Raw genomic sequence first — 25,816 nt, forward strand, 5'->3', positions numbered from 1 at the left:
GCCGGGCGACTCAGAACTCGGTCGGAGTCCAGGCCCGCAGCGGAGTGCGCAGCAGCAGGTCGGCGGCGGCCGCCGCACCGGGCCGCAGTTCGGTGAGCAGTCCGGCCGCGGCCAGCCTCGGGACCGTCTCGGCGCCCAGGTAGAGCGAGCCCAACTCGGAGGCGCCGAGGGCGAGGTCGGCGTCGTCGGTGGTCCGGACGCAGCCGCCGGTGCCGTCCTCGGCGACCTCGATCGCGAAGCGGCCGGAGGCGTAGCCGAGCCGGTCCTCGACCTCCAGCACCACCCGGCCGGGCGCGCCGTACGACCGGGTGCCGAAGGCGGCCTCGACGTCCAGCAGCCGCAGCCACATGAGGTCGCCGTTGTCCTCGCGCGGAACGGCCGCGCGCGGGTCCTGGAGCAGCAGCGGCAGCGGGTCGTCCGGGGCGAGGCCCTTGACCCTGACCTTGCGCACCCAGTCGACGCTGAGCACCAGGCGCCACAGCTCGACGGCGGTGGGCAGGTCGAGGGCGATGAACTCGTCGACGGTGAGGGTGGCGTCGGGGTAGGCGCCGTCCCAGTTGTTGTCGACCCGGTAGATCACCAGGCCGGTGACCTCGCCGTCGGCGTCCCGGTGGACGGCGGTGAACGGCTCCTTGAAGTCGTCGCCGGGCACCTGGATCACATGGGTGTTGCGCTCCCACCAGATCTCGCCGCGGACGATCGCGCCTGGCTGGGTGCGCCGCCAGCGCTCGTACAGCGCGGCGCCGAGCTCGCGCTGCTCCGCCGGCGTCACGAAGTCGATCCGGCCGCCGGGCACGCCCGGCAGTCCCTCGCGCAGCCCGCTCGTGCGGCTCAGGTCGATCTTCCAGCCGCAGCCCCAGGTGGCCGGGCCGAAGCCGAACCGGCCGTAGATGTTGTACTCGGCGGCGACCAGGACGGCGACCGCGCAGCCGCGCTCGGCGGCCGAGGCGAGGTCGCGCCGCATCATCGCGCTGAGCAGGCCCCGGCGGCGGTGGGTGGCGCTGACCGTGACGTTGGTGATCGCATCGGCCTGGACGACGGCCCCGCCCGGGACGGTCAGTTCGGTGTCGAAGCTGCGGTAGGTGGCGATCTGGCGGTCCCCGTCGAAGCCGGCCAGCATCCGGCCCGGCTCCCACTGCCTGCGGCGCAGGTCGGGCGCGATGCCCGCGTGCGGACGCAGGAAGCCGAAGTTGAGCGCCCGGTTCCACTCCTCCACCTCGTCCACGGAAACGGCCCGGACCTGGAGTCCGCTGACGGTCTCCACGACCGTGTGATCGGTCTTGTTGCCCATCGGCCCACCGTACGGGCGGTGGCGCCGGGGCGGCACCCCAATTAATCCGTGCCCGATTGGCCCGTGCCCGCTCCCCGGGTGTGCTCGCCCGGAGTCACCACCCAGTGGTTGGTGCGCAGGACGCGGTCCGCGAAGTCGACGTCCCGCTCGCCGAGCAGCCGGAAGCCGAGCGAGCGGCAGATCCCGTTGGACGGGCCGTTGGTCACCCCCGGGTTGGCGTGCACCGCGCCCCACCGGCCGTCCGCCGCCGCGGCGTCCAGCACCCGGCGCACCGCCGCCTTGGCCAGGCCACGGCCCTGGAAGCCGGGCAGCACCATCCAGCCGATCTCGGAGACGGTGGCACCGTCCTCCTCGTCCTGCCAGAGGTTGACCACCCCGGCCGCCACCTCGCCGCCCCCGGCGCCGTCGTCCAGCACGATCACCTTGATCCAGGCGGTGTCCGCCGCCGCCAGCCCGGCGTCCGTGCGCAGCCGTGCCGCCACCTTCTCCCGGGGCAGCGGGCCGCCCAGCTCGGCCATCATCCCCTCGTCGCACCGCATCCGGACGTACAGGTCGAGATCGCCGGCTTCGACGTTCCGCAAGCGCATGGCGCCTCCTCAGGAGTGGTCGGAGCGGCCACGCTAGCGCGGGCCTCGGACATCGACCCGGGGCCCGCGCGGGACGGCCGGAGGCCCCGGTTGCCGGTCCCGGCACTGCTGCGCTCCGGACTGCTGTCCGCGCGGTCCGGCGGGGCGGGCTGAGCAGGCGGGGCGGGCTGAGCAGGCGGGACGCCGACCGGGCTAGGGTCCGCGGCCTGCGGATCCGGCTGCCCGGCGAGCGCGTCCTGCAGCCCACCGCCCGGGCCGCCGCCGAGCAACTCGGCCACCCGACACCTTCGTCGCCGAGTACCCGGCCCTGACCCGGCTCCACGCCGACGCCTCGGTCACCCTCGACCCGGAGCCGGCGGAGGCCGCGGACGGCGTGGTTCCGCTCGCCCCGTTCGCCGAGCTGACCGGGGGTCAGGGCCGGGCGTAGTAGTCCGGGGTGCCCATGATCCAGAGGCTGGCCTGTTTGACCGGCATGCCGACGCGCGGGGCCTCGATCATCTGGTCGTCGCCGATGTAGAGGCCGACGTGGTGGATATCGGCGGAGCGGCCGGTGTCGGTCCAGAAGACCAGGTCCCCCGGGCGGAGCTGGCGGTAGGTGACGGGGGTGGACTGGGCGTACTGGTCGGCGGCGAAGTGGTTGAGCTGCTTGCCGCCCTCGCGCCAGGCCATCATGGTCAGCCCGGAGCAGTCGTAGCCCTCCGGGCCCTCGCCGCCCCAGATGTAGGGCAGGCCGATCTTGGACCGGGCGAAGGCGATGGCGGCGGCCGCGCCCTCGGCCGACCATGGGCGGGTGGCGGGCGGTGCCGCCTGGGCCTTGGCGGCGGCCGCGGCCTCGGCTTCGCGGGCGGCCTGTTCGGCGGCGGCCCGGGCGGCCGCCTCCGCCTCGCGGGCGGCGATCGCCTCCAGCGCCTCGCGGCGCTTGCGCTCCAGCTCGACGGTGGTGTTCCGGGCGGCGGCGAGTTCGGCGAGCAGCCGTTCCCGGCGGCTGCCGGCGGCGGCCACCTCGCCCTGCTGGGCGGCGAGCCGCTGCTGCGCCCTGGTCCTGGCCGCGCCGACCTCGGCCGCGGCCTTCTCGGCGGCCCCGGTGGCGGCGCGGGCGGCGGCGGAGGCGCTGCGGGCGGCGGCGGCCGTGGAGGTGGCGGCGTCCAGGATCTGCCGGGTGCGCTCGCTGACCACGCCGACCACGGCGGCGCGGTCGCCCGCCTCGCGCGGGCCGTGGGCGCCGAGCAGGGCATTGAGCGCGGACAGTTCGGCGCCGGCGCCCTGACGGTACGTTTCGGCGGCAAGCCGGGCCGCGTCCTCGGCCGCCTCGGTGCGCTCGGCCTCGGCGGCGGCCGCACGCCGGTTGGCGGCGTTCTCCTCGGCGCGGGCCCGGGTGAGGGCGAGCTGGGCGCCGTTGTAGGCCTCGACGGCCTGTTCGGCGCTGCGTCCGGCCCGGTCGAGTTCGGCCCGCGCGCCGGCGAGCGCGGCCTCCAGGGCGGTGACCGAGGCGGCTTTGCCGTCGGCCTCGGCACGGGAGCGGTCGATCTCCTCGGTGGAGGGGTACGGGTCCTGGCCGGCCGGGGGGCCGGCGGCGGGCGGTTCGCCGGCGGCCGGGGCGGCGGGGAGCAGCCCGAGCAGGGCGGTGAGGGACAACAGGAGGGTCGGCAGGATCCTGCGCGCCACGAGACATCCCTTCTCATCGGGTTCGGAGGGACGGCGGCGGAGGCCGGGCGGCGCGCGGCCTCCGGGGCTGCGGTCGAGGCGGCGGGGATCCGACGAATCATCCCATCACGTGACAGAACGGTCACTCGCCGATCATGTTCTCAACTCCGCGGGTTTTCACACCTCGAACGCACTCCGCCAGCCGGGTGACCATCCGATGATCCGATCGGGAGTCAACTCCGGTCGGACGCACAGGGTATACGAACTACCGGCGGATCCGGCGGGTCTTGGTCCGCAGGCGGGGGTGTCGCCCGGGCCGGCGCTCCAGCCCGGTCGGGCCGACCGCGTACGTCCGGCTGCGCCCGGCGTGGACCGTACGGCGGCGCCGCTGCGCCCCGGCCGCGCGGACCGGGACGCCGTCGGAGGCCCCCTCGGCGGGCTGGGGGTGCGGCGTGGACGGGTGCGCCACCGCCCCGGCGGCGGCCGCCGAGCGGCGGTCGGCCAGGCGCGCCCGGCGGCGGGCCAGCGCCCGGGCGGCATGGGCGTCGAGGTGGGCGGTGGCCCGGGCGGACATCCGCTCGGCGACCCGGTGGGCGGTCGGGTGGTTGGCGGGCACCTTGTCGGGCGCGCCGGCGATCAGGTCGAAGAGCCAGGTACGCGCACGGTCCGCGCGCCGGTGCAGCAGGCGTTCGCGCCGGAGCGCACGCGCCCGGCGGCGGGGGCGCTTGGCGTAGCGCCAGCGGGCCCACGGGCTGTTGGGGCGGCCCAGCCGGATCGCGCCGATCCAGGACAGGCCGGGGACCATGATCCCGAGCAGGCCGGTCCACACCTTGCCCTTGAGCAGGGTGATCACCGAGGCCAGCGCGTTCACCGAGATCACGGTGATCAGGCCCCACCGGGTGTCCTCGCCGGGCACCACGCCGAGCGGCACGTACCCGATCAGCAGCAGCGCGGTGAACAGGATGCCGAAGATCACCGCGTCCACCGACTTGCGGCCCTGTTCGCTCCAGTAGACGTCGTCCAGGTGCAGGATCAGCGCGAACTCGTCCAGCACCAGTCCGCAGCCGATGCCGAAGACCAGCCCGAACCAGTCGATCCACGGGGTCCCGCCGTAGGTGGCGAACACCCCGATGCCGCCGACCAGCAGGAAGCCCAGGCCGAACACCATGTGGTGGATGTGCAGCCCGCCTGGCGTGACGTTGCCGGGCCACCAGCGCACCTTGGCGCGGATCATCCGCACGCTGAACCGGATGAAGACGAAGGCGGTGATGAAGCCGACCAGCAGCAGGAACAGCGGTTGCTTTTGCGTGTTGACGATGTGCTCGCGGTAGCTGTCCAGCAGTGTCGTCATGGGTCTTACCTTCGTTCCTGGTCCTGCGTCCTGCCTGCCATGACATGGCCCGGAGCCCGACGGCCCGCCGACTCGGAAGCCCGCGCCCCGCCCGCCGCGGCCTCCGCCACCGGTCCCGACGCGCGGTCAGAACCCACGGGTGCGCTTGGCCGCCCGGCGCGGCACCGCCGGGTAGAGCGAGGGGAGCTCGGCGCCGACCGGCAGCTTCAGGAACAGCCGGGCGATCTCGCCACCGAGGTTCACCCCGATCGCCAGCGCCATCGCGATCGCCGCCGCCCGGAAGACCGATACCAGTCCGGTGCTGGAGTGCCCCTGGGCGAAGGCGAGCATCCCGAGGTAGAGCGCCGAACCGGGCATCAGCGGGCCGATCGCGGCGGTCACGTACGGCAGCGCCGAGCCGTTGCGGTAGCGCGCCATCAGCTGGCCGAACAGGCCGACCAGTCCGGCCGCCACCCCGGTCGCGGCGATCGGGTTGACGTGCGCGTTGTACACCAGCGCGCCGTAGCTGGCCCAGCCGATGCCGCTGTTGACGGTGACCAGCGCCAGGGTGCGGCGGTCGGTCTGCAGCAGCATCGCGAAGGACAGGGTGAGCACCATCGCGGCGGTCATCTGGACCGGCGGGTAGCTGATGCCCGCCAGGCTCTCGTCCGGCTTGAGCTTCGCCTCGAAGCCGACGCCCAGGTAGAGGATCATGATCACGCCGATCACGATGCCCGCCACCAGGTAGATCACTTCCAGCAGCCGGGCCGCGGCGGTGATGTAGAAGCCGGTCAGACCGTCCTGGACGGCGGCGACCAGCGCCCGGCCGGGCAGCAGGGCGAACAGGCCACCGGTGATCACCACCGAGCCGCGCAGGCCCCAGTCGTTGAAGGACAGGATGATCCCGGACGCGGCGGCCGGCATCGCCGCCGCCACGAACTGGTAGAACTCCGGCAGCCGGCGCTTGGCCAGCGCGGAGGCCAGCCGGTCGCCGAGGACGGCCGCGACGAAGGCGCTGGCGAATACCAGCCAGGCCTTGTCGTCGACCCGGCCGCCGACCAGGAAGGTCGCCGCACCGGCCAGCAGACCGGTGGTCAGGGCGAGCAGCCAGGACGGGTACGGGTGCCGGTTGCGGCGGATCGCGGCGAGCCGGCGGTAGGCGTCGTTGACCGTCACCTTCTCCGCGGTGATGTCCGCCACCAGCCCGTAGACCGCGTTCAGCCGGGTGTAGTCGGAGGTGCGGCGGCGCACCACGCGGTCGGCGGTGACCGGTGGCTCGACCAGCGAGGGCTGGTGCGAGATGCCGATCAGGGTGAAGGTCACCTGGGGCTCGCAGTGGTCAAGCCGGTAGGCGTGCGCGATGCCGAGCATCGCCGCCTCGACGTCCTCGGCGGCCTCGCCGCTGGCCAGCAGCAGCTCGCCGATGCGCAGCGTCAGGTCGAGGATGCGCGGGACGTTGCGGGTGATGGCCGCGGAGGGGTGCATCTCGCGGGCGGTCCGCTCGAAGGCGGGTCGCTCGGACATCGGGGTGCGCAGCAGGGTGCGCATCCGGTCCGGCCAGGGCGCCTCGCCGGGGGCGCCGGCGGTCAGGTCGGGGATCGGGATGCCGGTGGGCGGGGTGTAGCCGGCCGCGCGCCACTCCTCGGGGGTGAGGGTGTCCTCGGCGACCGAGCGGCGGCGGGCCGGGCGACCGGTCCCCGTCGGGCGGTCGGTAGCCGTCGGGCGGTCGGTAGCCGTCGGGCGGTCGGTGAACGCCGGGCGGTCGGGGGCCGGGTGCTCGGGTTTCGCGTCCCGGGGGCGCAGGTCGATGGTCAGCTCGGGGTGCGGCTCCGGCCGTGCCTCCGACTCGGGCGCCGGCTCGGGGGACAGTAGGCCCTTGGTCTCCGGGGCGGGCGGGACGAGCGGCACCACGGTGACGGGCTCGACGACCGGCGCGGGGTGGCCGAGCAGGCCCTCGGTGGGCGGCGCCTCGGCGGGGTGCACCGGCTCCGGCGGGGTCTGCCGCACCTGGCGGACCGCCCGGCCTCCCCTCGCCCGCTTGCCCGCACCCGGTCGGCCCCGCTTAGGCACTTCCGCTCCTCGCCGCCCCTGGTGGCCGCCGGCCACCGTTCGATCTCGGGTACACCTTGCCTGATCGAACAGCTCGACGCACATGTACGGGACGTCCCACGGCGGCGACGCCGGGCGCCTACCCGGCTGGGCGGCGGTCGGCGGCGGCCGCGCCGGAACGGCGGGCCCGGAGCAGTTCGACCGCCACCGGGACCACCGAGACCAGCACGATGCCGACCAGGATGGCCTCGATGTTGTCCCGGACGAAGGGGATCTGCCCGAGGAAGTAGCCGAGCACGGTGACCCCGGCGCCCCACAGCACCCCGCCGACCACGTTGAACAGCACGAAGCTGCGGTAGTTCATCCTGCTCACCCCGGCGACGATCGGGGTGAAGGTGCGCACGATCGGCACGAAGCGGGCCAGCACGATCGCCTTGGGGCCGTGCCGGTCGAAGAAGGCGGCGGCCTTCTCGACGTTCTCCTGCTTGAAGACCCTGGAGTCGGGGCGGCGGAACAGGCCCGGGCCGACCTTGCGGCCGAAGAGGTAGCCGACCTGGTCCCCGGCGACCGCGGCCAGCACGATCAGCGCGCACACCGACCAGAGCGGCTGGTGCAGGTAGGTGCCGCCGGCCACCAGCAGGCCGGTGGTGAACAGCAGCGAGTCGCCGGGCAGGAAGAAGCCGATCAGGAGACCGGATTCGGCGAAGACGACGGCCAGGATGCCGATCAGGCCGAAGGTCGAGATCAGGGTGGTCGGATCGAGCCAGGACGGGCCGAGGGCGAGGCTGGTCACGGTCACGGTGCTGGCGCTCCTGGAGGTCGAGTCTTGGCAATGCAATGGTAAAGCAATGACAAAGACTCACCTGGGTGCGGGATGGTTCCCCGGCCCGGCCCGGCCCGTGCTGGTCAGCGAGGGCCGGGCCGGGCCAGGCGGAACCGGGCGGCTCAGAGGCCGTAGCGCCGGACGATCCCGGTGTGCGGGTCGAGGTCCGCACCCGCCGCCTCGGCCAGGTCCAGCCAGGCGAGCGGGTGCGCCCAGTCGGCGGTGAGCCGGTGCAGCAGCGCGTCGGCGTCCCCGGCGGTGGCGGTCGGCGGGACGCCGAGGGCGGCGTAGATGCCGGGCAGCTCCTCGCCGTCCCGTGCCGGGTCGGTGATCCGGTACTGCTCCCCGCTGTACGCCCAGACCGCGAAGCCGGCCGAGCGCAGTCCGTCCCGGAACCGGGCCCAGGCCTCGTCACCGGGCCAGGCGCCGTCGATCCAGTAGGTGGTGAAGCCGGCCGGGTCGAGCAGGGTCAGCTGGGCGAAGACCGGGCGCCAGCCGGCCCGCTCCGGCTCGGGGGCGTCGTCGGCCGGCGGGCGCTCCAGCAGGGCCGGGGCGAAGACCACCGTGTCGCCGTGGTTGAGCGTCAGGTCCTCGCCCAGCACCGGCAGGATCCGGGCGGTGGCCGGGCCGGTCCGGACGGCGGGGAGGTCGACCGTCGTGCCGTTGGTGCGGGTGGCGCGAACGGTGACCAGCTGCCACTCCTCGTCCACCGGGCCCTCGGGCTCGTCGAACTCGATGCCGATGCGGGCGCCGGTGGACCGGACCACGGCCCAGTCCCGGGTGGCGCTGGCCGCGGTGATCAGGTGCCAGAGGTCGGCCTCCTGGACCGTCCGGTGGGCCTGCTCCTCCCCCGCTTCCTCGGCGGGCAGGGCGTGCTCCAGCAGCTCCTGGTAGAGGCGCTGCGCGGTGGCGTGGTCGCCCAGTTCGGTGGCGGCGGCCGCGGCCAGTCGGCGGGTGTTGATCCGGCTCGCCTCCAGCGCCAGGATCGCCCCGCACTGCTCCAGCACCTCGGCCCAGCGGCCCTCGGCGGCGGCCCAGCGGGCGCGTATCCAGTGGGCGTCGGAGGGGCTGGTCGCGGCCAGCCGGTCGGCGAGGCGGCGCACCCCCTCGTCGTCACCGGCCTCGATCAGGGCCTGGCCGAGCGTGCCGACCAGTTCCTCGCCGCCCGGGTCGGCGTCCAGCCGCTGCCACAGCAGGTCGGCGGCGGCCCGGGCGTGGCCGAGCCGGCCGAGCACGTCGGCGAGCAGCACGACCAGCGCGGTGGCGCCGGCCGGCTCACCCCGGTACCGGTCCAGGGCGACGGAGAGCAGGTCGGCGCCCGTCTCGAAGGGCACCCCGGCCTCGGCCAGGTACGCCGTCAGTTCGCCGGGCCCCACCGGCAGCTCGGGCACCGGGAGCGCCTCGGCGGCCGCGCGCAGGGCGGCGACCTCCTCGGCCACGCCCTCGGTACGGCGCAACCGGGTGAGCTTGCGCTCCCCGGTGGCCGCGAGGGTGAGCGCCACCGTGCGGGCGCCGCGGGCGACGGCCAGCCGACCGGCCGCCAGCAACAGGTCCACGCACGGGCGGTGCGAGCCGGTGCCGTCCAGGTAGCCGACCCAGCGGGCGAGCGCGGCGCCCAGCTCGGCGTCGTTCTCCCAGGCGCCGGCCTCGACCAGCAGCTCGACCGTGCGCGTCCAGGTCTCGCGCAGGCCGGCGTGCCGCTCGGCCTCGGCCCGCTCGGGCAGCACGGCGAGCGCCTCGGCCGTCCGCCCGAGCGAGGCGAGCGCGCGGGCCCGCAGCAGGGCACCCCAGCGCCGGTCGCTCTCGTCGATCTCCTCGCGCCCGGCCCGGGCGGCCTGATCGGTGGTGTCCAGCAGGGCGAGCACCTCCTCGTGCCGGCCCAGCAGGTGCAGGGCGCCGGCCCGGGCCCGGTGGAAGCGCAGCGAGACCGGCTGTCCCGCGGCCTGCATCCGGGCCGCGGCGGAGTCCAGGTGGGCGAGCGCTTCGGCGGCCCGACCGTCGTCCTCCAGGGCGTCGGAGTACTCGCGGGAGAGGCAGTCGTAACAGGCCCGGCCGGGCTCGATCCGGTCCAGCGTCTCGCCGACCACCTCCAGGCGCTCCGCCACGTACCCGGGGCCGTCGACCCGGGCGTGGCAGATCGCGAAGTCCTGCACCACGCAGACCGACTGCGGGCAGCCGACGGTCTCCTCCCGGTGGGCGAACTCCAGCAGGTCGACCGCCTCGGGCAGCACCGACTCGCCCTGCTGGCGCTCGTTCAGCAGGTTCTGCATCCGCCAGTGCCGCAGGTAGACCTCGACCCAGGGCAGGCCGAGGGCCCGGGCGGCGGCGAGCGCCTCCGGGTAGACCGCGTCGAGCTGCTCGTTGCGGCCCTCGGTGGCGTGCTCGGGCAGCTCGTAGACGGCGTCGGCCAGCCGCTCGTGGCCGGCCTCGCGCAGCTGCTGGTGGGTGTCGCGCACCCAGGCCCAGATGTCGGTGGTCATGTCCGTTCCCCCTGCGTCGTGCTGATGGGTCTGCTGTCGTCGGCCGGTCCGCCCGTCATGCGTCGTCCCGCAGGGCGCCGGGGCTGTCCGGGGCGTCCGGCAGGGCACCGGGGCTGTCCGGGACGTCCGGCAGGCCGGCCGGGACGGCCGCGGTCAGGGCGGAGACGGCGGTGCCGATGCCGACCAGCGCGGCGCCGAGGTCCCCCTCGGCGGAGCCGGCGGAGGCCGCCGCCATGATCACCTTGAGCGAGCGGAGCAGCCCGGCCGCGGTGGCGCTGCCGGTGTGCCCGGTGCGGTAGGCGGCGAGCAGGTCCCGGACGGCCGGGCAGTCCAGATTGAGGTAGAGCCGGGCCCTGACCTCGCCGTCGGTGCGGGCGGTGAACGCCCGGGCCAGCCGGAGCGCGGCGGACGGGATCCGGGCGTCGGCCCGGTCGTCCTCGATCCGGGCCTTCAGCTCGGCCTCGCGGTCCGGCACCAGGACCAGCGGCAGGCCGGGCGGGTCGAAGCGGGCCGGGACGAGCTGCTCACCCGGGTCGGCGAGGGCGCCGGACAGCCAGGCCGCCTCCTCGGGCGGCAGCGGGCGCTCCGGGTCGCGGAACAGTTCACGGTTGCCCTGCTCGCTGCCCAGCTCGACCACCCGGCAGCCGCGCAGCTGGGCGTAGCGGCGCAGGAACGGCAGCACCGCGTAGCGGTCGCCGCGGGCGATCGGGACCCGCATCGCCCGGTACAGCATCTCCTCGAAGCCGCCGCCGCTGCCGAGCGCGACGTGCACCGCTCCCCCGCCGGCCGCCCGCAGGCCGCCCGCGGTGAGGTCGCCCTGCGAGGTGGGCACCGGAACGTCGTCGGCGAGCAGGGTGAACAGCCGCTCGTCGCAGAGCGCGGCACCGAGCAGGTCCTGGCCGTGCCGGGTGAGGATGCGGCGCCAGGCGGCGGGCCGCAGCCGGGCCGTCTCGTACAGGCCGTCCACCACGGCGTCGGCGAGGGCCCGTTGCAGTGCGCGGTAGTGCTCGTCGCGCTGGAGGTCCTCGCGGCTGGCGGTGGGGGTGAGCCGGCTGGACTCGATCACTCCGCCGATGAATCCGGCCCAGCCGGGCAGCAGGTCGCGGGCGTCCTCGGCGAGCAGCATGCCGCGCAGGTAGACGGCGAGGTCGCGGTTGTCGCTGCTGCCGTAGGTGCCGCCGTCCTGGACCCAGAGCAGGCCGACCGCGTCGGTGGCGCCTGCCGTGGTTCCTTCCCGTTCCCCGGCCCCTTCCGCCTGGACGGGCAGTACCGGGAAGGCGGTGAGCGGTTCGAAGCGGCGGCCGAAGGCGGCGGCGAAGGCCATCCGGGCGGCGTACGGGTCGCCCGACGACTGCTCGCGCCAGGGCACCGGGACGGAGTTGACGGGGTGTTCGTCCTCGCCGACGTAGACCGGGATGGGCAGCAACACGCAGTAGCGGCCGAGGACTTCGCGCAGCGCCTGTTCCTCGGCGAGGTGGGCGTGCTCGGCCTTGAGCGCCAGTTCGACCACGGTGCCGGGCTGCGGCCGGGCGGGCACCGGTTCGACCTGGTAGTGCTCGCCGCCGCGGCTGCGGTAGCGGTGGCCCCGCTTCGGCTCGCGGTGCGAGGTGGTGGTGACGGTCACCTCGTCGGCGACCGAGAAGGCGGAGAGGAAGCCCAGGCCGAAGGCGCCGATCAGCTCCTGGTTACCGGTCAGTTCGCGCAGCATCCGGGTGTAGCCGGTGCCGACGGTGGCGAGGTAGGAGTGGATCTCCGGCTCGGTGAGGCCGGCGCCGGTGTCCTCGATGGAGACGGTCCGCCGGGCCGCGTCGGCGCGCACCCGGATCAGCGGGTGGTGGTCACCGTCCGGGTCCTCAAGGAGCCGGCGGGTGTGCGAGTCGTGGGCGTTCTGGACGAGTTCGCGCAGGGCGACCAGCGGGGTGGAGTAGAGGTGGGTGGCGAGGACGTTCACCAGGCCGCCGAGGTCGACCTCGGTGGTGCGCAGGTCGTCGGCGGGGGTGGGTTCGGTTGGGGCACCTTCAGACATGGGCACCCAGTGTGCCAGTGCGACTATCTGTCGACCATTTCTTTCCAAGCAGCTGTCATCACCCCGGTTTTCGCCGGTGAAATGACGGATTATCGTCAACTTGGAATGGACCACTCCCCCACCATCGAGGGAATTGCCACCCGTTTGGTGGAGTTCGTCCACGTCACTGGTGAATGCTGATCGTGCGACGTCAGGCAACGGCGCTACGGAGCGGCCACTCCGGATCGCGCCACATTCGCACTTCCAGCTCAGGGAGACCAGCGTGTCCCGTATCCGCGCAGCCGCCGCCGTCACCGCCCTCGGGGCCTTCCTCCTCGTCGGCGTCGGTGCCGCCACCGCGCACGCCGACGACGTCGCCGGCGCGATCGACCACTCCAACAGCAGCGTGGTGAACAACGTCGGTTCCGGCAACATCGTCGGCACCGTGCACGGCAACGTGGTCAACACCCAGCAGACCGCGACCGGTTCGGGCGCGAGCAACCAGAACAACGGCCTCGCCGTGGCCGGCAACGGCGGGAACGTCGGCGCCCTGCAGGGCAACGGCAACTTCGACGCCCGGGTCTACTACCCGCACGTCCTCTACTAGCCGGGCCGGCCGGGGCGCGAGCCCGGTCGCACCCCACGGGGCCGGGTGCCCGCCGCCGTTCCCACGGTGGCGGGCACCCGGCCCCGTGCGCTTCGCCCCGCGCACGTCCTACGCGTCGACCCCCAGCACCGCCCGGCCGAGCCGCCGCAGACAGTCGCCGAGGTCCGGCCGGGTGCTGTGCGGGCCGTTCCGCACCCCGTCGTTGACCAGCGAGAACAGCGCGTGCACCCGGATCCGGGCGGCCACCGCGTCGTACTCCGGGCGCACCTGTCGCAGCAACTCGACCCAGGTGCGCAGGAAGTCGCGCCGGAAGTCCACCGCGATCCGGCGGTCCGGCGGGGCCAGCCGCTCGGTCTCGCTGAGCATCGCGCCCAGGTAGTCGCCGTTGCGCAGCGCGAAGTCGACGTACGCGCCGAGACCGGCCGCCAGCGCCTCCGCCGGGCTCGCGGCCGTCGCGATCGCACCGTCCACCTGGTGCCAGAGCCGCTCCCGGCTGCGCACCAGGGAGGCCGCGAGCAGCTGGGCCTTGCTGTCGAAGTGGCGGTACACGCTTGGCCCGGATATGCCGACGGCGGCGCCGAGTTGGTCGGTGCTGACGTTGTCGAAGCCGCGTCGGTGGAACAGCCGGACGGCCGCCGCGAGCAGCTCCTCCCGGCGGGCCTGCGTCCTCGGCTGCGGAACCACCGGTGCCGCCCCGGCGGCGGGCCCGACCTCGGGCCCGGCGGCCGTGCCGTCCAGGGAGACCGCGAGGACGGCCGCGACCAGTTCGCGCAGCAGCGGCTCGGCCCGGCGGGGCTGCGGGGCGGCCGACTGGTAGGACAGCCCGGCGCAGCCGGAGAGCGCCGACCAGCAGAGCAACTCGGCGTCCTGGGGTGAGAGTTCGGGCCGCTCGGTACGCAGCACGGCGACCATCAGGGCGACGTCCGCACGCAGCTCACGGCGCAGTTCGGCCCGGCGGGCCGGTGGCAGCAGCCGGGCGTCGCGCTGCACCAGGGTGCCGAGCGGGCGGTGGCCGACCGCCACCGCGGCCAGTGCGGTGCCGAGTTCGGCGGTGCTGCCGGCCGTGCGCAAGCCGTCGCCGAGTGCGTCCAGGCCCAACCGGACGGCGCGGTCGAGCAGTTCGGGCTTGCCGCGGAAGTGCCGGTAGAGGGCGGGCGCGGTGATGCCGACCCCGGCGGCGACCTCGGTCATCGACACCTGGTGGTAGCCGCTGCGGTGGAACCGGTCGGCGGCCACGGCGAGGATCTGGGCGCGCCGCCCGGGTGGCCGTCGGACCACCATGGCCTGCCTCCCTCGGATTCGCCCCGCGGCCCGTCCGGACCCCGCCCGAAGGCTAGCAAGGATTCACTTGCCGACCGCTCCAAGCCCGTTTTCCGGGCCCGCGGGCGCTGGACAGTCGAGGCTACCGAGGATTAACTTGTCGGGCCACCACCTGGTACGTTCCGCCTCCGCCGGCCCCACGGCCGGCACCGCCGAAGGGAGCGCCGCCGTGCGCCGCACCGTGTTCAACGAGGACCACGAGGCCTTCCGGGAGACCATCCGGGACTTCATCGCCAACGAGGTCGTCCCGGTCTACGAGAGCTGGGAGGCCGACGGCCACCCGCCCCGCGACTTCTACCGCCAGCTCGGCGAACTCGGCGTCTACGGCATCGAGGTGCCGGAGGAGTACGGCGGCGCGGGCGAGAGCGGGTTCAAGTACCAGGCGGTGATCGCCGAGGAGACCGCCCGGGCGGGCGTGAGCTTCGGCTCCTCCGGCGTGCACACCGGGCTGGTGCTGCCGTACCTGCTGGAGTACGCGAACGAGGAGCAGAAGCGGCGCTGGCTGCCCGGCTTCGTCTCCGGCGACATCATGACCGCGATCGCGATGACCGAGCCGGGCGCCGGCTCCGACCTCGCGGGCATCACCACCACGGCCCGGCTCTCCGAGGACGGCACCCACTACGTCCTCAACGGCGCCAAGACCTTCATCACCGGCGGCGTGCTGGCCGACCTGGTCCTGGTGGTCGCCCGCACCGCTCCCTACGACCCGGAGAACCGCCGGGCCGGGCTCTCCATCCTGTGCGTGGACACCACCTCGCCGGGCTACTCCGTCGGACGCAAGCTGCAGAAGATCGGCCTGCGCACCTCGGACACCGCCGAGCTGGCGTTCGTCGACGTCAAGGTGCCGGTCGAGGACCTGCTCGGCGAGGAGGGCAAGGCCTTCTCCTACCTGACCCACAACCTGGTGCAGGAGCGGCTGGCGATCGCCGTCGGCGCGTACGCGGCGGCCGCGGCGGCGGTGCGGTTCGCGGTGCAGTACGTCAAGGAACGCAAGGTGTTCGGCAAGGCGGTGGCCGAGTTCCAGAACACCAAGTTCACCCTGGCCGACTGCCAGGCCCAGGTGCTGGCCCAGCAGTCGATGGTGGACCGCGCGCTGGAGCTCTACCAGGACGGCGAGTTGAGCGTCGCCGACGCGGCCGCCGCGAAGCTGTTCTGCACCGAGTCGGCCTCCACCGTCATCGACAAGTGCCTTCAGCTGCACGGTGGTTACGGCTACATCCTGGAGTACCCGATCGCCCGACTCTACACCGACAACCGGGTGTTCCGGATCTACGGCGGCACCAGCGAGGTCATGCGCAGCATCATCGCCAAGTCGCTGGGGCTGTGAGGGAGTCGCTGCCGCGTGAAGCGGTGGCGTGAAGCCGCCGCCTGAAGCTGCGGCGGGCCGCACCCCCATGGCGGCCCGCCGCGTCCGCCCGTACGGGTGCGCTCTGGGTGCGCTCGGACGGGTGCGCTCTGGGTGCGCTCTGGGTGCGCTCGGACGGGTGCGCGCGGCCGGGCGGCTCAGTTGGGCGAGCCGTGCTCCGCGCGCCAGGCCTCCCAGCCGGCCGAGGAGGCCACCTTCGCCTCGTGCAGGGCCCGCTGGGCGAGCGCGGTGGGCGGGGTCTCCAGGTTGCGAACCCAGTCGCGGCTCGCGGTGAACAGCGCCGCGCACACCAGCGCCGCACCGGCCGCGCCGAGTACCGAGCCGATACCGGTCAACGCCACCCCGCCGGCCAGCAGCGAGCGGTTGACCTGGAACCCGTCGAAGATCCTTTGGTTGGTCGCCATGCCTCCACGATGCGGGCAGTCGGCGGGGGCTGCACCTCGGGCGGGCCACATCCGCGAGCGGGCCGCATCCGGCCGCTCGGGGTGCGCGCCGCCGGTGCGTCCGCGAACCTGGGCACACGGCCCGAGGAGGAGGCGGCGCGATGCCCGATCTCGAACAGCTCGCCGTGGAGCACTCCGCCCGGGCGGCCGAGAGCCCGCACGGGCGCAGCGCCCACCTGGTGCTGCACGACGGGGTGCTGCGGCAGACCGTGATCGCACTGACGGCCGGCACCGCACTGGACGAGCACACCCCGCCCACCGCCGGGAGCGTCCAGGTGCTGCGCGGCCGGGTGGCGCTGACCATCGCCGGGCGGCAGGTGGAGCTGTCCGTCGGCGGACTGGAGCCCGTACCGCAGGAGCGGCACGGACTGGTGGCCCACGTCGACTCGGTGGTGCTGCTGACGGCCGTCACGGCGTAAGGCCCCCGGCCTGGTCCACGGGACGGGCCCTGACGCGTGTCAGGGCGCGGCGGGCGACCCCAGGACGGTGCCGCTGACCAGCCGGAGGCCGCGCAGGAACTCCTGCCCGTTCGGGGCCAGTTCGGGCGCTGCCAGCCACTGGGCCACGTAACCGGCCAGCAAGATCTGGTAGAAGGTGCCGCGGGCCAGCTCCTCCTCGGTGTCCGGCACCTCCGTCACCCCCTGGAACACCGCGGCGAGGCCGAGCCGGCCGTCCTTCTGCGCCTCCTCGAAGGCCTTCGCCAGCTCGGGGTTGTGCCCGGCCAGGGCGAGCGCCTCGAACTGGGCCGCCCAGAGCCCCCGGTGCTCGACGAAGACGTCCCGGAGGCCGTTCCAGGCGGCCGCGAAGCGCGTCTCCGGGTCCTCCGACACCTGGTTGGCGCCGTACACGACCACCCCCAGGGCCTCACCCATCTCGCCGATCGCCTCGATCATCGCGGCGTTGAGCAGCGCGTCCTTCGTGCCGAAGTGGTAGCCGATCGCGGCGAGGCTGACACCCGAGGCGGTCGCGATGTCGCGGGCCGTGGTGCGTCCGTAGCCCCTCTCGTACAGGCAGCGCTTGGCGCCGGCCATCAGGTCTTCGCGGTTTCCCATGCCCCGATCCTACGGAGGATCTGCACGGATGTCTTGCACGTATGTCTCGTACGTTCGTCTCGCACGTTCGTCTTGGACTATCGTTTTAGACATATGTACTAGACAAGTGTCTGACACATCCGTACGGTCTTCCCCATGACCGCAACCACCGGCCGCGCAGGCCGTCGCGAATGGATCGGCCTGGCCGTCCTCCTGCTCCCGACCCTCGTCCTCGCCATGGACATGGGCGTGCTGTTCTTCGCCGTCCCGTACATCTCCACCGAGCTCGCCCCCAGCGGCACCCAGCAGCTGTGGATCATGGACATGTACTCGTTCCTGCTGGCCGGGCTGCTCATCACGATGGGCGCGCTGGGCGACCGGATCGGCCGCCGCCGGTTGCTGATGGTCGGCGCCGCGGGCTTCACCGGCGCCTCGCTGCTGGCCGCCTGGTCCGGCAGCGCCGAACAGCTGATCGCCGCCCGTGCCCTGCTCGGCATCGCCGGGGCCACCGTGATGCCCTCGACCCTCGCGCTGATCCGCAACATGTTCCACGACGCCAAGCAGCGGCAGATCGCCCTCGGTGCCTGGGGCGGTGTCCTCACCACCGGGGCCACCCTCGGCCCGGTCGCCGGCGGACTGCTGCTCGACCACTACTGGTGGGGCTCGGCCTTCCTGGTCGCCGTCCCGGTGATGGTCCTGGTGCTGCTGACCGCGCCCGTGCTGCTGACCGAGTACCGCACCACCGCCCCCGCCGGCCGCTTCGACCTGCCCGGCGCCGTGCTCTCGCTCGCCGCGATCCTCCCGCTGGTCTACGGGGTCAAGACGCTCGCCGTGGACGGCTGGAGCCCGCTGCCCGCCCTCGCCGCCGCGGCCGGACTGCTGTTCGCCGCCGCCTTCGTCCGGCGCCAGCGCACCGCCACGAACCCGCTGATCGACCTGAGCCTGTTCCGGATCCGCACCTTCAGCGGCGCGATCAGCGTCAACACCCTCGCCATGTTCGCGATGATGGGCTTCGCCCTCTTCACCTCGCAGTACCTGCAGCTGGTCAAGGGCATGAGCCCGTTCACCGCCTCGCTCTGGTCGCTGGTGCCCAGCGTCGGCGTCGGCGCGGCGATCGGGATCAGCTCGGCGCTGGCCGGCAAGGTCCGCCCGGCGGCCCTGATGGGCGGCGGCTTCGTGGTCGGCGCGGCGGGCTTCGCGATGATGACCCAGGTCGGCCCGCACTCGCCGCTGGCACTCATCCTCACCGCGGCGGGCGTCCTGGCCGCCGGCACCGTCGGCACCATGACGATGACCGCCGAGATGGTCGTCTCCGCCGCCCCCGCCGAACAGGCCGGCGCCGCCTCCGCCACCTCCGAGACCGCCGTCGAACTCGGCAGCTCGCTCGGCATCGCCCTGCTCGGCGCGGCCGGAGCCGCGGTCTACCGCCACCAGCTGGACGGTGCCCTCCCGGCGGGCGTCGACGGCCCGGCCGCCGGCACCGCGCAGGACACCCTCGGCGGCGCCGTCTCCGTCGCGGCCCACCTGCCCGGACGGCTCGGCCCGGATCTGCTGGAGACCGGCCGCCGTGCCTTCACCGACGGCTTGCACGTCGCCGCCGTCGTCGGCCTCCTCTTCGCCCTCGGCGCGGCCTTCCTCGCCTACCGCCTCCTGCGCCACCTCCCCGCCACCAGCCCGGCCGCCCCGGTGACCCCGGAGCCCGCCACGGTCTGACCTGCCAGCGCCCGACGATCCACGCGAGTCATCGAGAGCCCCCACCCGATCCCGGGCGGGGGCTCTCCGCCGTACCCACGTCCGACACCGGCCGGGCACCCGGGCACGGCGGGCACAGCTGGTGCCGGGCATCTGAACGGCCGGCGGCCCGACCAGGAGATCCATTGCCGGTGAGTGCGGACGCAGGAAGTCGGGATGGCCGACTTCCTGGGCGGCGACGGTGGCTCGGGCCCCGCCCTGGAGGGAGGGCGCTTCAGAGGGCGTGCCAGGGTGGGGGGATGGGGATTGGACATGGGCGGGTGCGCGGGAGTTACGACGCGGTGGCGGAGGAGTACCTGGGGCGGATCGGGAGCGAGTTGGCGCACAAGGTGGTGGACCGGGCGCTGCTGGGGGCCGTCGTGGAGGAGGCGGGCGGCGGGGTGGTGGCGGACCTGGGGTGCGGGCCGGGGCACGTCGCCGGGTGGCTGGCTGAGCGGGGCGCGCGGGTGGTCGGGATCGACCTGTCGCCGCGGATGGTGGAGCTGGCCGGGCGCGAGCACCCGGAGGCCGAGTTCCGGACCGGCGACCTGCTGGCGCTGCCCGCCGCCGACGGAGAGTTCGCGGCGGCCGTGGCCCTGTACTCGGTGATCCACCTGGAGCCGGGCGAGCTGCTGCCCGCCTTCGCCGAGATGCTGCGGGTGCTGCGGCCCGGCGGGGTACTGCTGGTCTCCTTCCACCTGGGCCGGGAGGTGCGGCACCTGGAGGAGTGGTGGGGCCACCCGGTCGACGTGGACTTCCACTTCCTGCGCACCGACGACGTCGCCGCCCGCCTCGCCGAGGCCGGGTTCGCCGTCGAGGCCCGGTTGGAGCGGGAGGGCCTGCCCGAGGAGGCCGACACCCGGCGCGGCTACCTGCTGGCACGACGGCCGCGGTGACCGTCCACCCGGGGGTGGACTGCGACGCGTCCACCCCCGGGTGCGTGCCGCGGGGGCGCGCCCGGAGGACCGTGGAGGGGTGGTCCGCGACCGTCAGGAGCCCCCTCATGTCCCTGCCGTCCCTGCTCTCCCTGCTCGGCCTCCTCTGCTGGGTCGGCTACGAGCTGCTGCTGCGCCGCCGCGAGGACAGCGCGGCCGGCAGCTGGCGCGCGGACGACCGCGACCGCGGCTCGACCCGGCTGCTGCTCACCTGTTACGTCGCGTCCGTGCTGGTGGTGGTGCTGCTCGAACGCGCCGACATCGGCGTGCTGCCCACCGGGCCGCGCTGGTTCGGGGTCGCGCTGGTCGCCGCCGGGCTGGCCCTGCGCGCCTGGGGCATGCGGACCCTCGGCCGCTACTACACCCGCACCCTGCGCACCGTCGACACCCAGCACGTGGTCCGCGCCGGCCCGTACCGGCTGATCCGCCATCCGGGTTACACGGGCAGCCTGCTGGTCTGGGCCGGCTACGCACTCGGCACCGGCGGCTGGGCGGCGTCCCTGCTGGTCACGGCGATGCTGCTCGGCGCGTACGGCTGGCGGATCTCCGCCGAGGAGCGGCTGCTGCTGGCGGCCTTCGGTCCGGCGTACGCCGACTACCAGCGGGTTTCCAAGCGGCTGGTGCCGTTCGTCTACTGATGGGCTACTGACGGGGCAACGGCGGGAATCACCGGACGGGCCCTCGCGGTCCGCTCGAACGGCACCTGGTTTTCGGCCAGCGTTTCCCGGCCGGTGTATCCGTTCGGTGTGAGGGCCAGGCATACTGGCGAGCATGGGCGCTCGCGCCCCCCGTGACTCTAGACAAGAAGGGACCGGTGGCCAGGGATGCTGCGGAACGGTCTTGAGCCCTGGCACATCTTGGTGGTGCTGGCGGTCGTAGTCCTGCTGTTCGGATCGAAGAAGCTGCCGGAGATGGCGCGCGGCCTCGGAAAGTCGATGCGCATCCTGAAGGCGGAGACCAAGGCGATGCGCGAGGACGGCGACCAGGCGGACGCCGGCACCGCGCAGAGCACGGCCGCCTCCCAGCAGGCCGCCGACCGCCCGGCCGTCACGCCGACCAACGTGACGAAGGCCACCGAGACGAAGCACACCGAGACGACCGCCTGAGTCGCCCGAGCTTCCGTCGAGCCCCCCGGTGAATCCACCGGGGGGCTCGACGCTTTCCGTTCCACCTCCGTTCCGTCTCCGTTCCGCCCTGCCCGGGCGGAGTAGTCGGGCGGGCGCGGCGCGCCCGGGTCGAGCAGGCTGGGCGGGATGTCCGAGAACCCTCCTCCCCCGCCCACCGACCTCCGGGCCGCGGCGTGGCTGCTGGGCGCGTTCGCGCTGCTGACGGTCGGGTACTTCACGCTGCCGCTGGAGTGGTTCGGCGACCGTCGTCCGGTGCTGAGCTGGGCCGTCTTCGTGGGGGCGATGGTAGGCCTGACCTGGCTGATGATCGCGAAGATCGTCGGGGCGATGCGGGGCACCGCGAAGCGGCCGGTGGTCTGGCTGGCCTTCCTGATCTTCCTGGCGATGATCATCTTCTCCGCGTCGTACTACGCGCTGGGCTCGCACAAGGCCGAGTTCGCGGGACTGGAGACGCGGTTGGACGCGCTGTACTTCACGGTCGTGACGATGGCGACGGTGGGGTACGGGGACATCACTCCGGCCGGGCAGACGGCACGGCTCCTGGTGGTGCTGCAGATCGGGTACAACTTCGTGTTCCTCGCGGCGGCGGCCGGGACGGCGTCCCGGGCGATCCGCGGGAACGTGGAACGGCGGATCCGGCGCGACGGGTGAATCCGGCACGGGGGGCCTGCCTCAGCCGTCCTCGTCGGGCGGCGGCGGGGTGGCACGGAGGGCGGTGACGACGCCCGGGGCGACGGTCGCGATCGCCGGCGCGAGAAGGACGGCGAAGGCGGCTGGGATCAGGAACCGCACGTGGCGTCCCGGTCGCGCTCGGCGTCGAGGAGGAGGGAGAGGAGGTCCAACAGCGTCGACGCGGGCACCGGGTTGAAGCGGACCAGGACCCGGCCGTCGGGTCTTGCCGGTGGCGGCCGAGGGGAAGATCAAGCCGAACTTCCGGCCGCGCTCCTGCACTTCGGCGAGGAGCGTACGAATGTGCTCGTCGGTGCAGTACCGGACCCGGGGGTGTCGGCGTGCTTCCAGGCGTTCACCAGCAGCTCACCGGGGGCGAGTTCGGCGTCGAAGGCGGCGGAGGGGTGCCAGCCGGAGCGGATCATCGCGGCGCGGAGGGACTGGCGGGAGAGCGCGAAGGAGCGCGTGTGGGCGGAGGAGGGCGTGTGGACGGAGGAGGCCGCCCTCCTGTGAGCCGTCCCGCTCCCCCACAGGTTTTTCCACAGGGTGTGGACAACCCTGTGGTTCAACCGCGGGTGGTGTCGATGACGCAGAAGCGGTTGCCGTCGGGGTCGGCGAGGACCACGAAGTCCGGGTCCTCGGGGTAGAGGTCCCAGTCCACGGGCTGAGCGCCGAGGGCGAGCAGGCGGTCGACCTCGGCGGCCTGGGCGACGGCGTCGCCCGCGTAGAGGTCGAGGTGGACGCGGGGGTGGTCCTGGACGGGGGACTCGCTGTAGCCCAGGGCGAGCTGGACGGCGGTGCCGCCGTCGGCGGGGACCAGCACCGTCCAGTCGTCCTCGACCACGCCGTCGCGCGGCACGTAGGCGAGCGCGGCCGACCAGAAGGCGACCGCGCGGGGCATGTCGGCGACACCGAGGACGAGGGATCCGATCGTCAGCACGGCGCCATTATGACGTGACGTCAGCCTTGCTGCGGCGGGCGTAGGCCCGGGCCGCGCGGACGCGGTCGCCGCAGCGGGTCGAGCACCAGTGGCGGGCGGCGTGGGTGCGGACCAGGAAGCGCAGGCACGGGCTGGCGCTGCAGGCGGCGAGGCGTTCGGCATCCGGGCCGGCGAGCAGCTCGGCGGCGTCGGCGGCGATGACGGCCATGGCGTGCACGGCGACCCGGTCGGCCGGGTGGGCCAGGGCGCGGTACGGGCCGTGCGGCTCGTCCCAGCGCAGCAGGGCGGCCGACGAGGTGGCGGTCAGTGCGGTGTTGAGCGCGTCCACGGCCTCGGGCGGCGGCACGGTGCCGTCGACGCGGGCGGCGAGCAGGACCCGCAGGTGGGCCCGCAGTTCGCGCAGGCGCCCCGTGCAGTACTCGTAGACCTCCGCGCCGGCGGGGGCGAGGCCCCGTTCGGCCAGCCACCGGGCGGCGTCGGCGGGGGTGGCCAGCAGGTCGAGGCGGCCGGCGGTGAGAGCGAGGTCGCTGTTGGCGAAGTCGAGGGCGACGTGCTGCTCCGAGCCGGGCGCGGGCGGCGGGGCGGTGAGGGCGGCGTTCACGGTTCTCATGGTAAACCTTGCGCTCATCCGTGAGGGAGCGTTAGGTTTCATCACGTCAAACCGTAGCTTTCTCCGTGAGGTGAACCAGCATGTCGACCATCCGCGTCTTCGGCGGCCCGACCGCCCTCATCGAGTTCGGCGGCCTCCGCCTCCTCACCGACCCGACCTTCGACGAGCCCGGCGACTACCCGCGCGGCGGCGGCCGCGCCCTGACCAAGACCGCGCCCTCCCCCGTCACCCCCGCCGACATCGGCCCGGTCGACGCCGTCCTGCTCTCCCACGACGAGCACCCGGACAACCTGGACACCTCAGGCCGCGCATTCCTGCCGACCGTCCCGCTCGTCCTCACCACCACCAGCGGCGCCGACCGACTGGGCGGCACCGCGCGCGGGCTCGCCCCCTGGGACTCCGTGGAACTGGCCCGACCGGACGGCGGCACCGTCACCGTCACCGCGGCGCCCGCGCTGCACGGGCCGGAGGGGGCCGAGGCGGTGCTCGGCCAGGTGATCGGGTTCGTGCTGACCGCGCCCGACCTGCCGAGCGTCTACATCAGCGGCGACAACGCCTCGCTGCCGTTGGTCAAGGAGATCGCCGACCGGTTCGGTCCGGTCGACACCGCCGTCCTGTTCGCCGGCGCCGCCCGCCCCGGGCCCTTCGACGGCGCGCTGCTCACCCTGGACAGCGCCCAGGCCGCCGAGGCCGCCGCCCTGCTGGGCGCTCGGCGCGTGGTACCGGCGCACTTCGACAGCTGGGGACACTTCACCGAGGGCCGCGCGGACCTGGAGGCGGCGTTCGAAGCGGCCGGACTCGGCGACCGGCTGCGGTTCTCCTGACGGGCCCTGACGCCCGGTCCCCTACTAGTCGTCCTGGTTGTCGGCGGTGGCGGAGGCGTGCAGGGTCGCGAACAGGGCGCCCAGGCGGGCGTTCCAGTTGGCGTAGGTGGGGGCGTCGACGGCGTGCTTCTTGGCCAGGTCCTTGATGGTCTTCTGGGCGGTCTTGAGCTCCTGGGCGGCGTCGTCGGGATTGCCCTCGTTGACCCGGGCGAGGGCGTCGTCGAGGGTCCGCAGCAGGTCCGCCTGCTTGTCGCGTTCCTTGGTGATCGGAGCCTGGGCGACGGCCTGGCGGAAGGACTGGAGCTGGAGCGCCGCGGGCTGGTTGCGCGGAACGGGCTGGGTCGCGGCCGGGAGCCCTGCCGGGGTGGTGGGGACGGGGGTGCCGGTCGAGGGCGCGGACGGGATGGCGGGGGCGGTCGCCGACGGCTTGCCGGCAGTGGCGGCCGGGGGCTTGGTGGCGGGCGCGGCCGCGGCCGCGTTGCCCGTCGGCTCGTCGAAGGCGGTCACGGCCAGGGCGACGGCCCCGGCGAGGCCGACTATGCCCAGGGCGCCGAGGACGAGGGGCTTGCGGCGGCTCCGGGCGGACGCGGCGGACGCGGCGGGCCGCGGGGCGGCGGGGTGCCCGGCGGGGGGCATCGCCGGGAGCGGGGCCATCACCGAGGTCGCGGCCGGGGCCGGGTGGCGCGGCACCTGGGGCGGGAGCAGGGCGGTGTGCTGCTGGTCCGGGAACGCCGGGGCCACCGGCGGCAGCAGCTGGGTGGCGGCCGAGGTGGTGGCGAGCAGCTCGGCGGTCGGGTCGCCGACGGCCAGGCCCGGGACGGTGGAGAGGAGTTCGGCGCGGGCGGCGGTGGCATCGGCCGGGCGGTGGGCCGGGTCCTTGGCCAGCAGGCGCAGCACCACGGCGTCCAGCTCGGGCGGCAGGCCGGGGCGCCGTGCGGACGGCGGCTGGGGCTGCTCGCTGACGTGCTTGAAGGCGATCGCCACCGGGGCCTCGGCGGTGAACGGGGTCTCGCCGGTGAGCATCTCGGTCAGCACGCAGCCGACCGCGTACAGGTCGGTACGGCCGTCCAGGGCGGAGGCGGTGGCCTGCTCGGGCGAGAGGTAGGCGGCCGTGCCGAGCACGCTCGCGGTCTGGGTCAGGTTGCTCGACGAGCCGGCCCGGGCGATGCCGAAGTCCACCACCTTCACGCCGCCGTCATCGGTGATCATGATGTTGCCGGGCTTGATGTCCCGGTGCACCAGCCCCGCCGCGTGCGCGACCGCCAGCGCCTCGCAGACCGCCGCCGCGATGCCGACCGCGCGCTCCACCGGCAACTGCGACTGCTGGGCCAGGACCGCGGCCAGGGAGCGGCCGTTCACCAGCTCCATCACGATGAACGGGGTGCCCTGGTCCACACCCGAGTCGAAGACCATGACGATCCTCGGGTGCACCAGCATGGCGGCGTGCTGCGCCTCGCGGCTGAACCGCTCGGCGAAGCGCGGGTCGTCGGCCAGGCCGCCGTTGAGGATCTTCACGGCCACCTGGCGGCCGAGCACCCGGTCGACGCCGCGCCAGACGGTGGCCATGCCGCCGACGCCGAGCATCTCGACGAGTTCGTAACGCCCGTTCAGCGCCCGTCCGATCACCTGGATCTCCCCTCACGTGCAGCCTCCGGGGTCCCGGGCGGCCTCGTGCACCTGTGCACGATAGCCGCCCCGGCCCAGGGCCCGAGGGGGTGGCGGCCGGGGGACCGGGCAGCGGTCCCCCGACCGCCGGATCGGGGTGCGGCCCGCCCTGACTGCGGGAGGGCGGGCCGCACGTTCCGGGCCGGCCGGGCCGGCGGCGCGTCCGGGGTGAGCGCCTGCCGGTCCGGCCGGGGCCGGCCGGGTGGACGGTGGGCACGGGGGAGCCGACCGTCCACCCGGGGTCTTCGGGTGGTTGTGCGTCCTGCGGCTACTGCGGGGTGGTGCGGTCCGGGTGGGCGGCGAGCCCGGGGGGAGTCGCTCGCCGCCCACCCGGAGTTC

The 25,816-nt window shown here is 74.2% G+C and carries 24 protein-coding genes; 10 read left to right on the forward strand and 14 right to left on the reverse strand.

The window, feature by feature from the left end:
• Positions 1-10: 10 nt before the first annotated feature.
• The 8 genes from ACZ7BZ_RS20015 to ACZ7BZ_RS20050 all read right to left on the reverse strand — a co-directional run bounded on the left by ACZ7BZ_RS20015 (position 11) and on the right by ACZ7BZ_RS20050 (position 12,230).
• Positions 11-1,291, reverse strand: coding sequence for a GNAT family N-acetyltransferase (locus ACZ7BZ_RS20015; protein ID WP_470359413.1), 1,281 nt, complete (start codon positions 1,289-1,291; stop codon positions 11-13).
• Between the two features lie 41 nt (positions 1,292-1,332).
• Entirely contained in the window at positions 1,333-1,878 is a 546-nt protein-coding gene (locus ACZ7BZ_RS20020; protein ID WP_470359414.1) for a GNAT family N-acetyltransferase, read from the reverse strand.
• A 411-nt stretch (positions 1,879-2,289) separates the two neighbouring features.
• Positions 2,290-3,543, reverse strand: a complete 1,254-nt coding sequence (locus ACZ7BZ_RS20025; protein WP_470359415.1) for a C40 family peptidase — start codon at positions 3,541-3,543, stop codon at positions 2,290-2,292.
• A 244-nt stretch (positions 3,544-3,787) separates the two neighbouring features.
• Positions 3,788-4,873, reverse strand: a complete 1,086-nt coding sequence (locus tag ACZ7BZ_RS20030) for a hypothetical protein (protein WP_470359416.1) — start codon at positions 4,871-4,873, stop codon at positions 3,788-3,790.
• Between the two features lie 126 nt (positions 4,874-4,999).
• A complete protein-coding gene (locus ACZ7BZ_RS20035; RefSeq protein WP_470359417.1) occupies positions 5,000-6,922 on the reverse strand; it encodes a threonine/serine exporter family protein in 1,923 nt (640 codons plus the stop codon).
• A 118-nt stretch (positions 6,923-7,040) separates the two neighbouring features.
• On the reverse strand, positions 7,041-7,694 hold the full coding sequence (locus ACZ7BZ_RS20040) for a DedA family protein (protein ID WP_470359513.1): 654 nt from the start codon (positions 7,692-7,694) through the stop codon (positions 7,041-7,043).
• A 152-nt stretch (positions 7,695-7,846) separates the two neighbouring features.
• Positions 7,847-10,204 (reverse strand): hypothetical protein, encoded by a 2,358-nt coding sequence (locus tag ACZ7BZ_RS20045; RefSeq protein WP_470359418.1) that lies wholly within the window; start codon positions 10,202-10,204, stop codon positions 7,847-7,849.
• A 55-nt stretch (positions 10,205-10,259) separates the two neighbouring features.
• Positions 10,260-12,230, reverse strand: a complete 1,971-nt coding sequence (locus ACZ7BZ_RS20050) for an ATP-binding protein (RefSeq protein WP_470359419.1) — start codon at positions 12,228-12,230, stop codon at positions 10,260-10,262.
• Positions 12,231-12,492: 262 nt separating this feature from the next.
• Here ACZ7BZ_RS20050 and ACZ7BZ_RS20055 point away from each other — a divergent pair, with 262 nt between their 5' ends.
• On the forward strand, positions 12,493-12,816 hold the full coding sequence (locus tag ACZ7BZ_RS20055) for a hypothetical protein (protein ID WP_470359420.1): 324 nt from the start codon (positions 12,493-12,495) through the stop codon (positions 12,814-12,816).
• A gap of 108 nt (positions 12,817-12,924) precedes the next feature.
• On the opposite strand, the gene ACZ7BZ_RS20060 is transcribed toward ACZ7BZ_RS20055, so the two are convergent.
• Positions 12,925-14,097 carry a TetR/AcrR family transcriptional regulator gene (locus tag ACZ7BZ_RS20060; RefSeq protein WP_470359421.1) on the reverse strand — a complete coding sequence of 391 codons (1,173 nt, stop codon included), beginning with the start codon at positions 14,095-14,097 and terminating at the stop codon, positions 12,925-12,927.
• 208 nt (positions 14,098-14,305) lie between these two features.
• Between ACZ7BZ_RS20060 and ACZ7BZ_RS20065 the strand changes: the two genes are divergently transcribed.
• Positions 14,306-15,463: an acyl-CoA dehydrogenase family protein gene (locus ACZ7BZ_RS20065; protein ID WP_465739545.1), complete on the forward strand. Its 1,158-nt coding sequence runs from the start codon at positions 14,306-14,308 to the stop codon at positions 15,461-15,463.
• Positions 15,464-15,639: 176 nt separating this feature from the next.
• On the opposite strand, the gene ACZ7BZ_RS20070 is transcribed toward ACZ7BZ_RS20065, so the two are convergent.
• Complete coding sequence (locus ACZ7BZ_RS20070) at positions 15,640-15,906, reverse strand: hypothetical protein (protein ID WP_470359422.1); 267 nt, start codon at positions 15,904-15,906, stop codon at positions 15,640-15,642.
• 140 nt (positions 15,907-16,046) lie between these two features.
• Between ACZ7BZ_RS20070 and ACZ7BZ_RS20075 the strand changes: the two genes are divergently transcribed.
• On the forward strand, positions 16,047-16,364 hold the full coding sequence (locus tag ACZ7BZ_RS20075) for a cupin domain-containing protein (protein ID WP_380463254.1): 318 nt from the start codon (positions 16,047-16,049) through the stop codon (positions 16,362-16,364).
• A gap of 39 nt (positions 16,365-16,403) precedes the next feature.
• Here the strand turns inward: ACZ7BZ_RS20075 and ACZ7BZ_RS20080 are convergent, their stop codons facing one another.
• Positions 16,404-16,997, reverse strand: a complete 594-nt coding sequence (locus ACZ7BZ_RS20080) for a TetR/AcrR family transcriptional regulator (protein WP_470359423.1) — start codon at positions 16,995-16,997, stop codon at positions 16,404-16,406.
• 135 nt (positions 16,998-17,132) lie between these two features.
• Here ACZ7BZ_RS20080 and ACZ7BZ_RS20085 point away from each other — a divergent pair, with 135 nt between their 5' ends.
• The 6 genes from ACZ7BZ_RS20085 (at position 17,133) to ACZ7BZ_RS20110 (ending at position 21,951) form a co-directional block, all read left to right on the forward strand.
• On the forward strand, positions 17,133-18,689 hold the full coding sequence (locus ACZ7BZ_RS20085) for an MFS transporter (RefSeq protein ID WP_470359424.1): 1,557 nt from the start codon (positions 17,133-17,135) through the stop codon (positions 18,687-18,689).
• Between the two features lie 278 nt (positions 18,690-18,967).
• The gene (locus ACZ7BZ_RS20090; RefSeq protein WP_470359425.1) at positions 18,968-19,603 is read left to right on the forward strand and encodes a class I SAM-dependent methyltransferase; all 636 of its coding nucleotides are present in this window, start codon (positions 18,968-18,970) and stop codon (positions 19,601-19,603) included.
• Positions 19,604-19,710: 107 nt separating this feature from the next.
• Entirely contained in the window at positions 19,711-20,280 is a 570-nt protein-coding gene (locus tag ACZ7BZ_RS20095) for a methyltransferase family protein (protein WP_470359426.1), read from the forward strand.
• Positions 20,281-20,466: 186 nt separating this feature from the next.
• Positions 20,467-20,748, forward strand: a complete 282-nt coding sequence (gene tatA / locus ACZ7BZ_RS20100) for a Sec-independent protein translocase subunit TatA (RefSeq protein ID WP_470359427.1) — start codon at positions 20,467-20,469, stop codon at positions 20,746-20,748.
• Between the two features lie 147 nt (positions 20,749-20,895).
• Positions 20,896-21,420 (forward strand): potassium channel family protein, encoded by a 525-nt coding sequence (locus tag ACZ7BZ_RS20105; protein ID WP_470359428.1) that lies wholly within the window; start codon positions 20,896-20,898, stop codon positions 21,418-21,420.
• A gap of 321 nt (positions 21,421-21,741) precedes the next feature.
• Positions 21,742-21,951 (forward strand): hypothetical protein, encoded by a 210-nt coding sequence (locus ACZ7BZ_RS20110; RefSeq protein WP_470359429.1) that lies wholly within the window; start codon positions 21,742-21,744, stop codon positions 21,949-21,951.
• A 52-nt stretch (positions 21,952-22,003) separates the two neighbouring features.
• On the opposite strand, the gene ACZ7BZ_RS20115 is transcribed toward ACZ7BZ_RS20110, so the two are convergent.
• Positions 22,004-22,378, reverse strand: coding sequence for a VOC family protein (locus ACZ7BZ_RS20115; protein WP_470359430.1), 375 nt, complete (start codon positions 22,376-22,378; stop codon positions 22,004-22,006).
• A gap of 7 nt (positions 22,379-22,385) precedes the next feature.
• Positions 22,386-22,988, reverse strand: a complete 603-nt coding sequence (locus tag ACZ7BZ_RS20120) for a CGNR zinc finger domain-containing protein (protein WP_470359431.1) — start codon at positions 22,986-22,988, stop codon at positions 22,386-22,388.
• Positions 22,989-23,068: 80 nt separating this feature from the next.
• Between ACZ7BZ_RS20120 and ACZ7BZ_RS20125 the strand changes: the two genes are divergently transcribed.
• On the forward strand, positions 23,069-23,812 hold the full coding sequence (locus ACZ7BZ_RS20125; RefSeq protein WP_470359432.1) for an MBL fold metallo-hydrolase: 744 nt from the start codon (positions 23,069-23,071) through the stop codon (positions 23,810-23,812).
• Positions 23,813-23,836: 24 nt separating this feature from the next.
• Here ACZ7BZ_RS20125 and ACZ7BZ_RS20130 read toward each other — a convergent pair whose 3' ends face one another.
• Entirely contained in the window at positions 23,837-25,438 is a 1,602-nt protein-coding gene (locus tag ACZ7BZ_RS20130; RefSeq protein ID WP_470359433.1) for a protein kinase domain-containing protein, read from the reverse strand.
• Positions 25,439-25,816: the final 378 nt, after the last annotated feature.

It is taken from the genome of Kitasatospora sp. NPDC036934 (genome assembly GCF_055608425.1).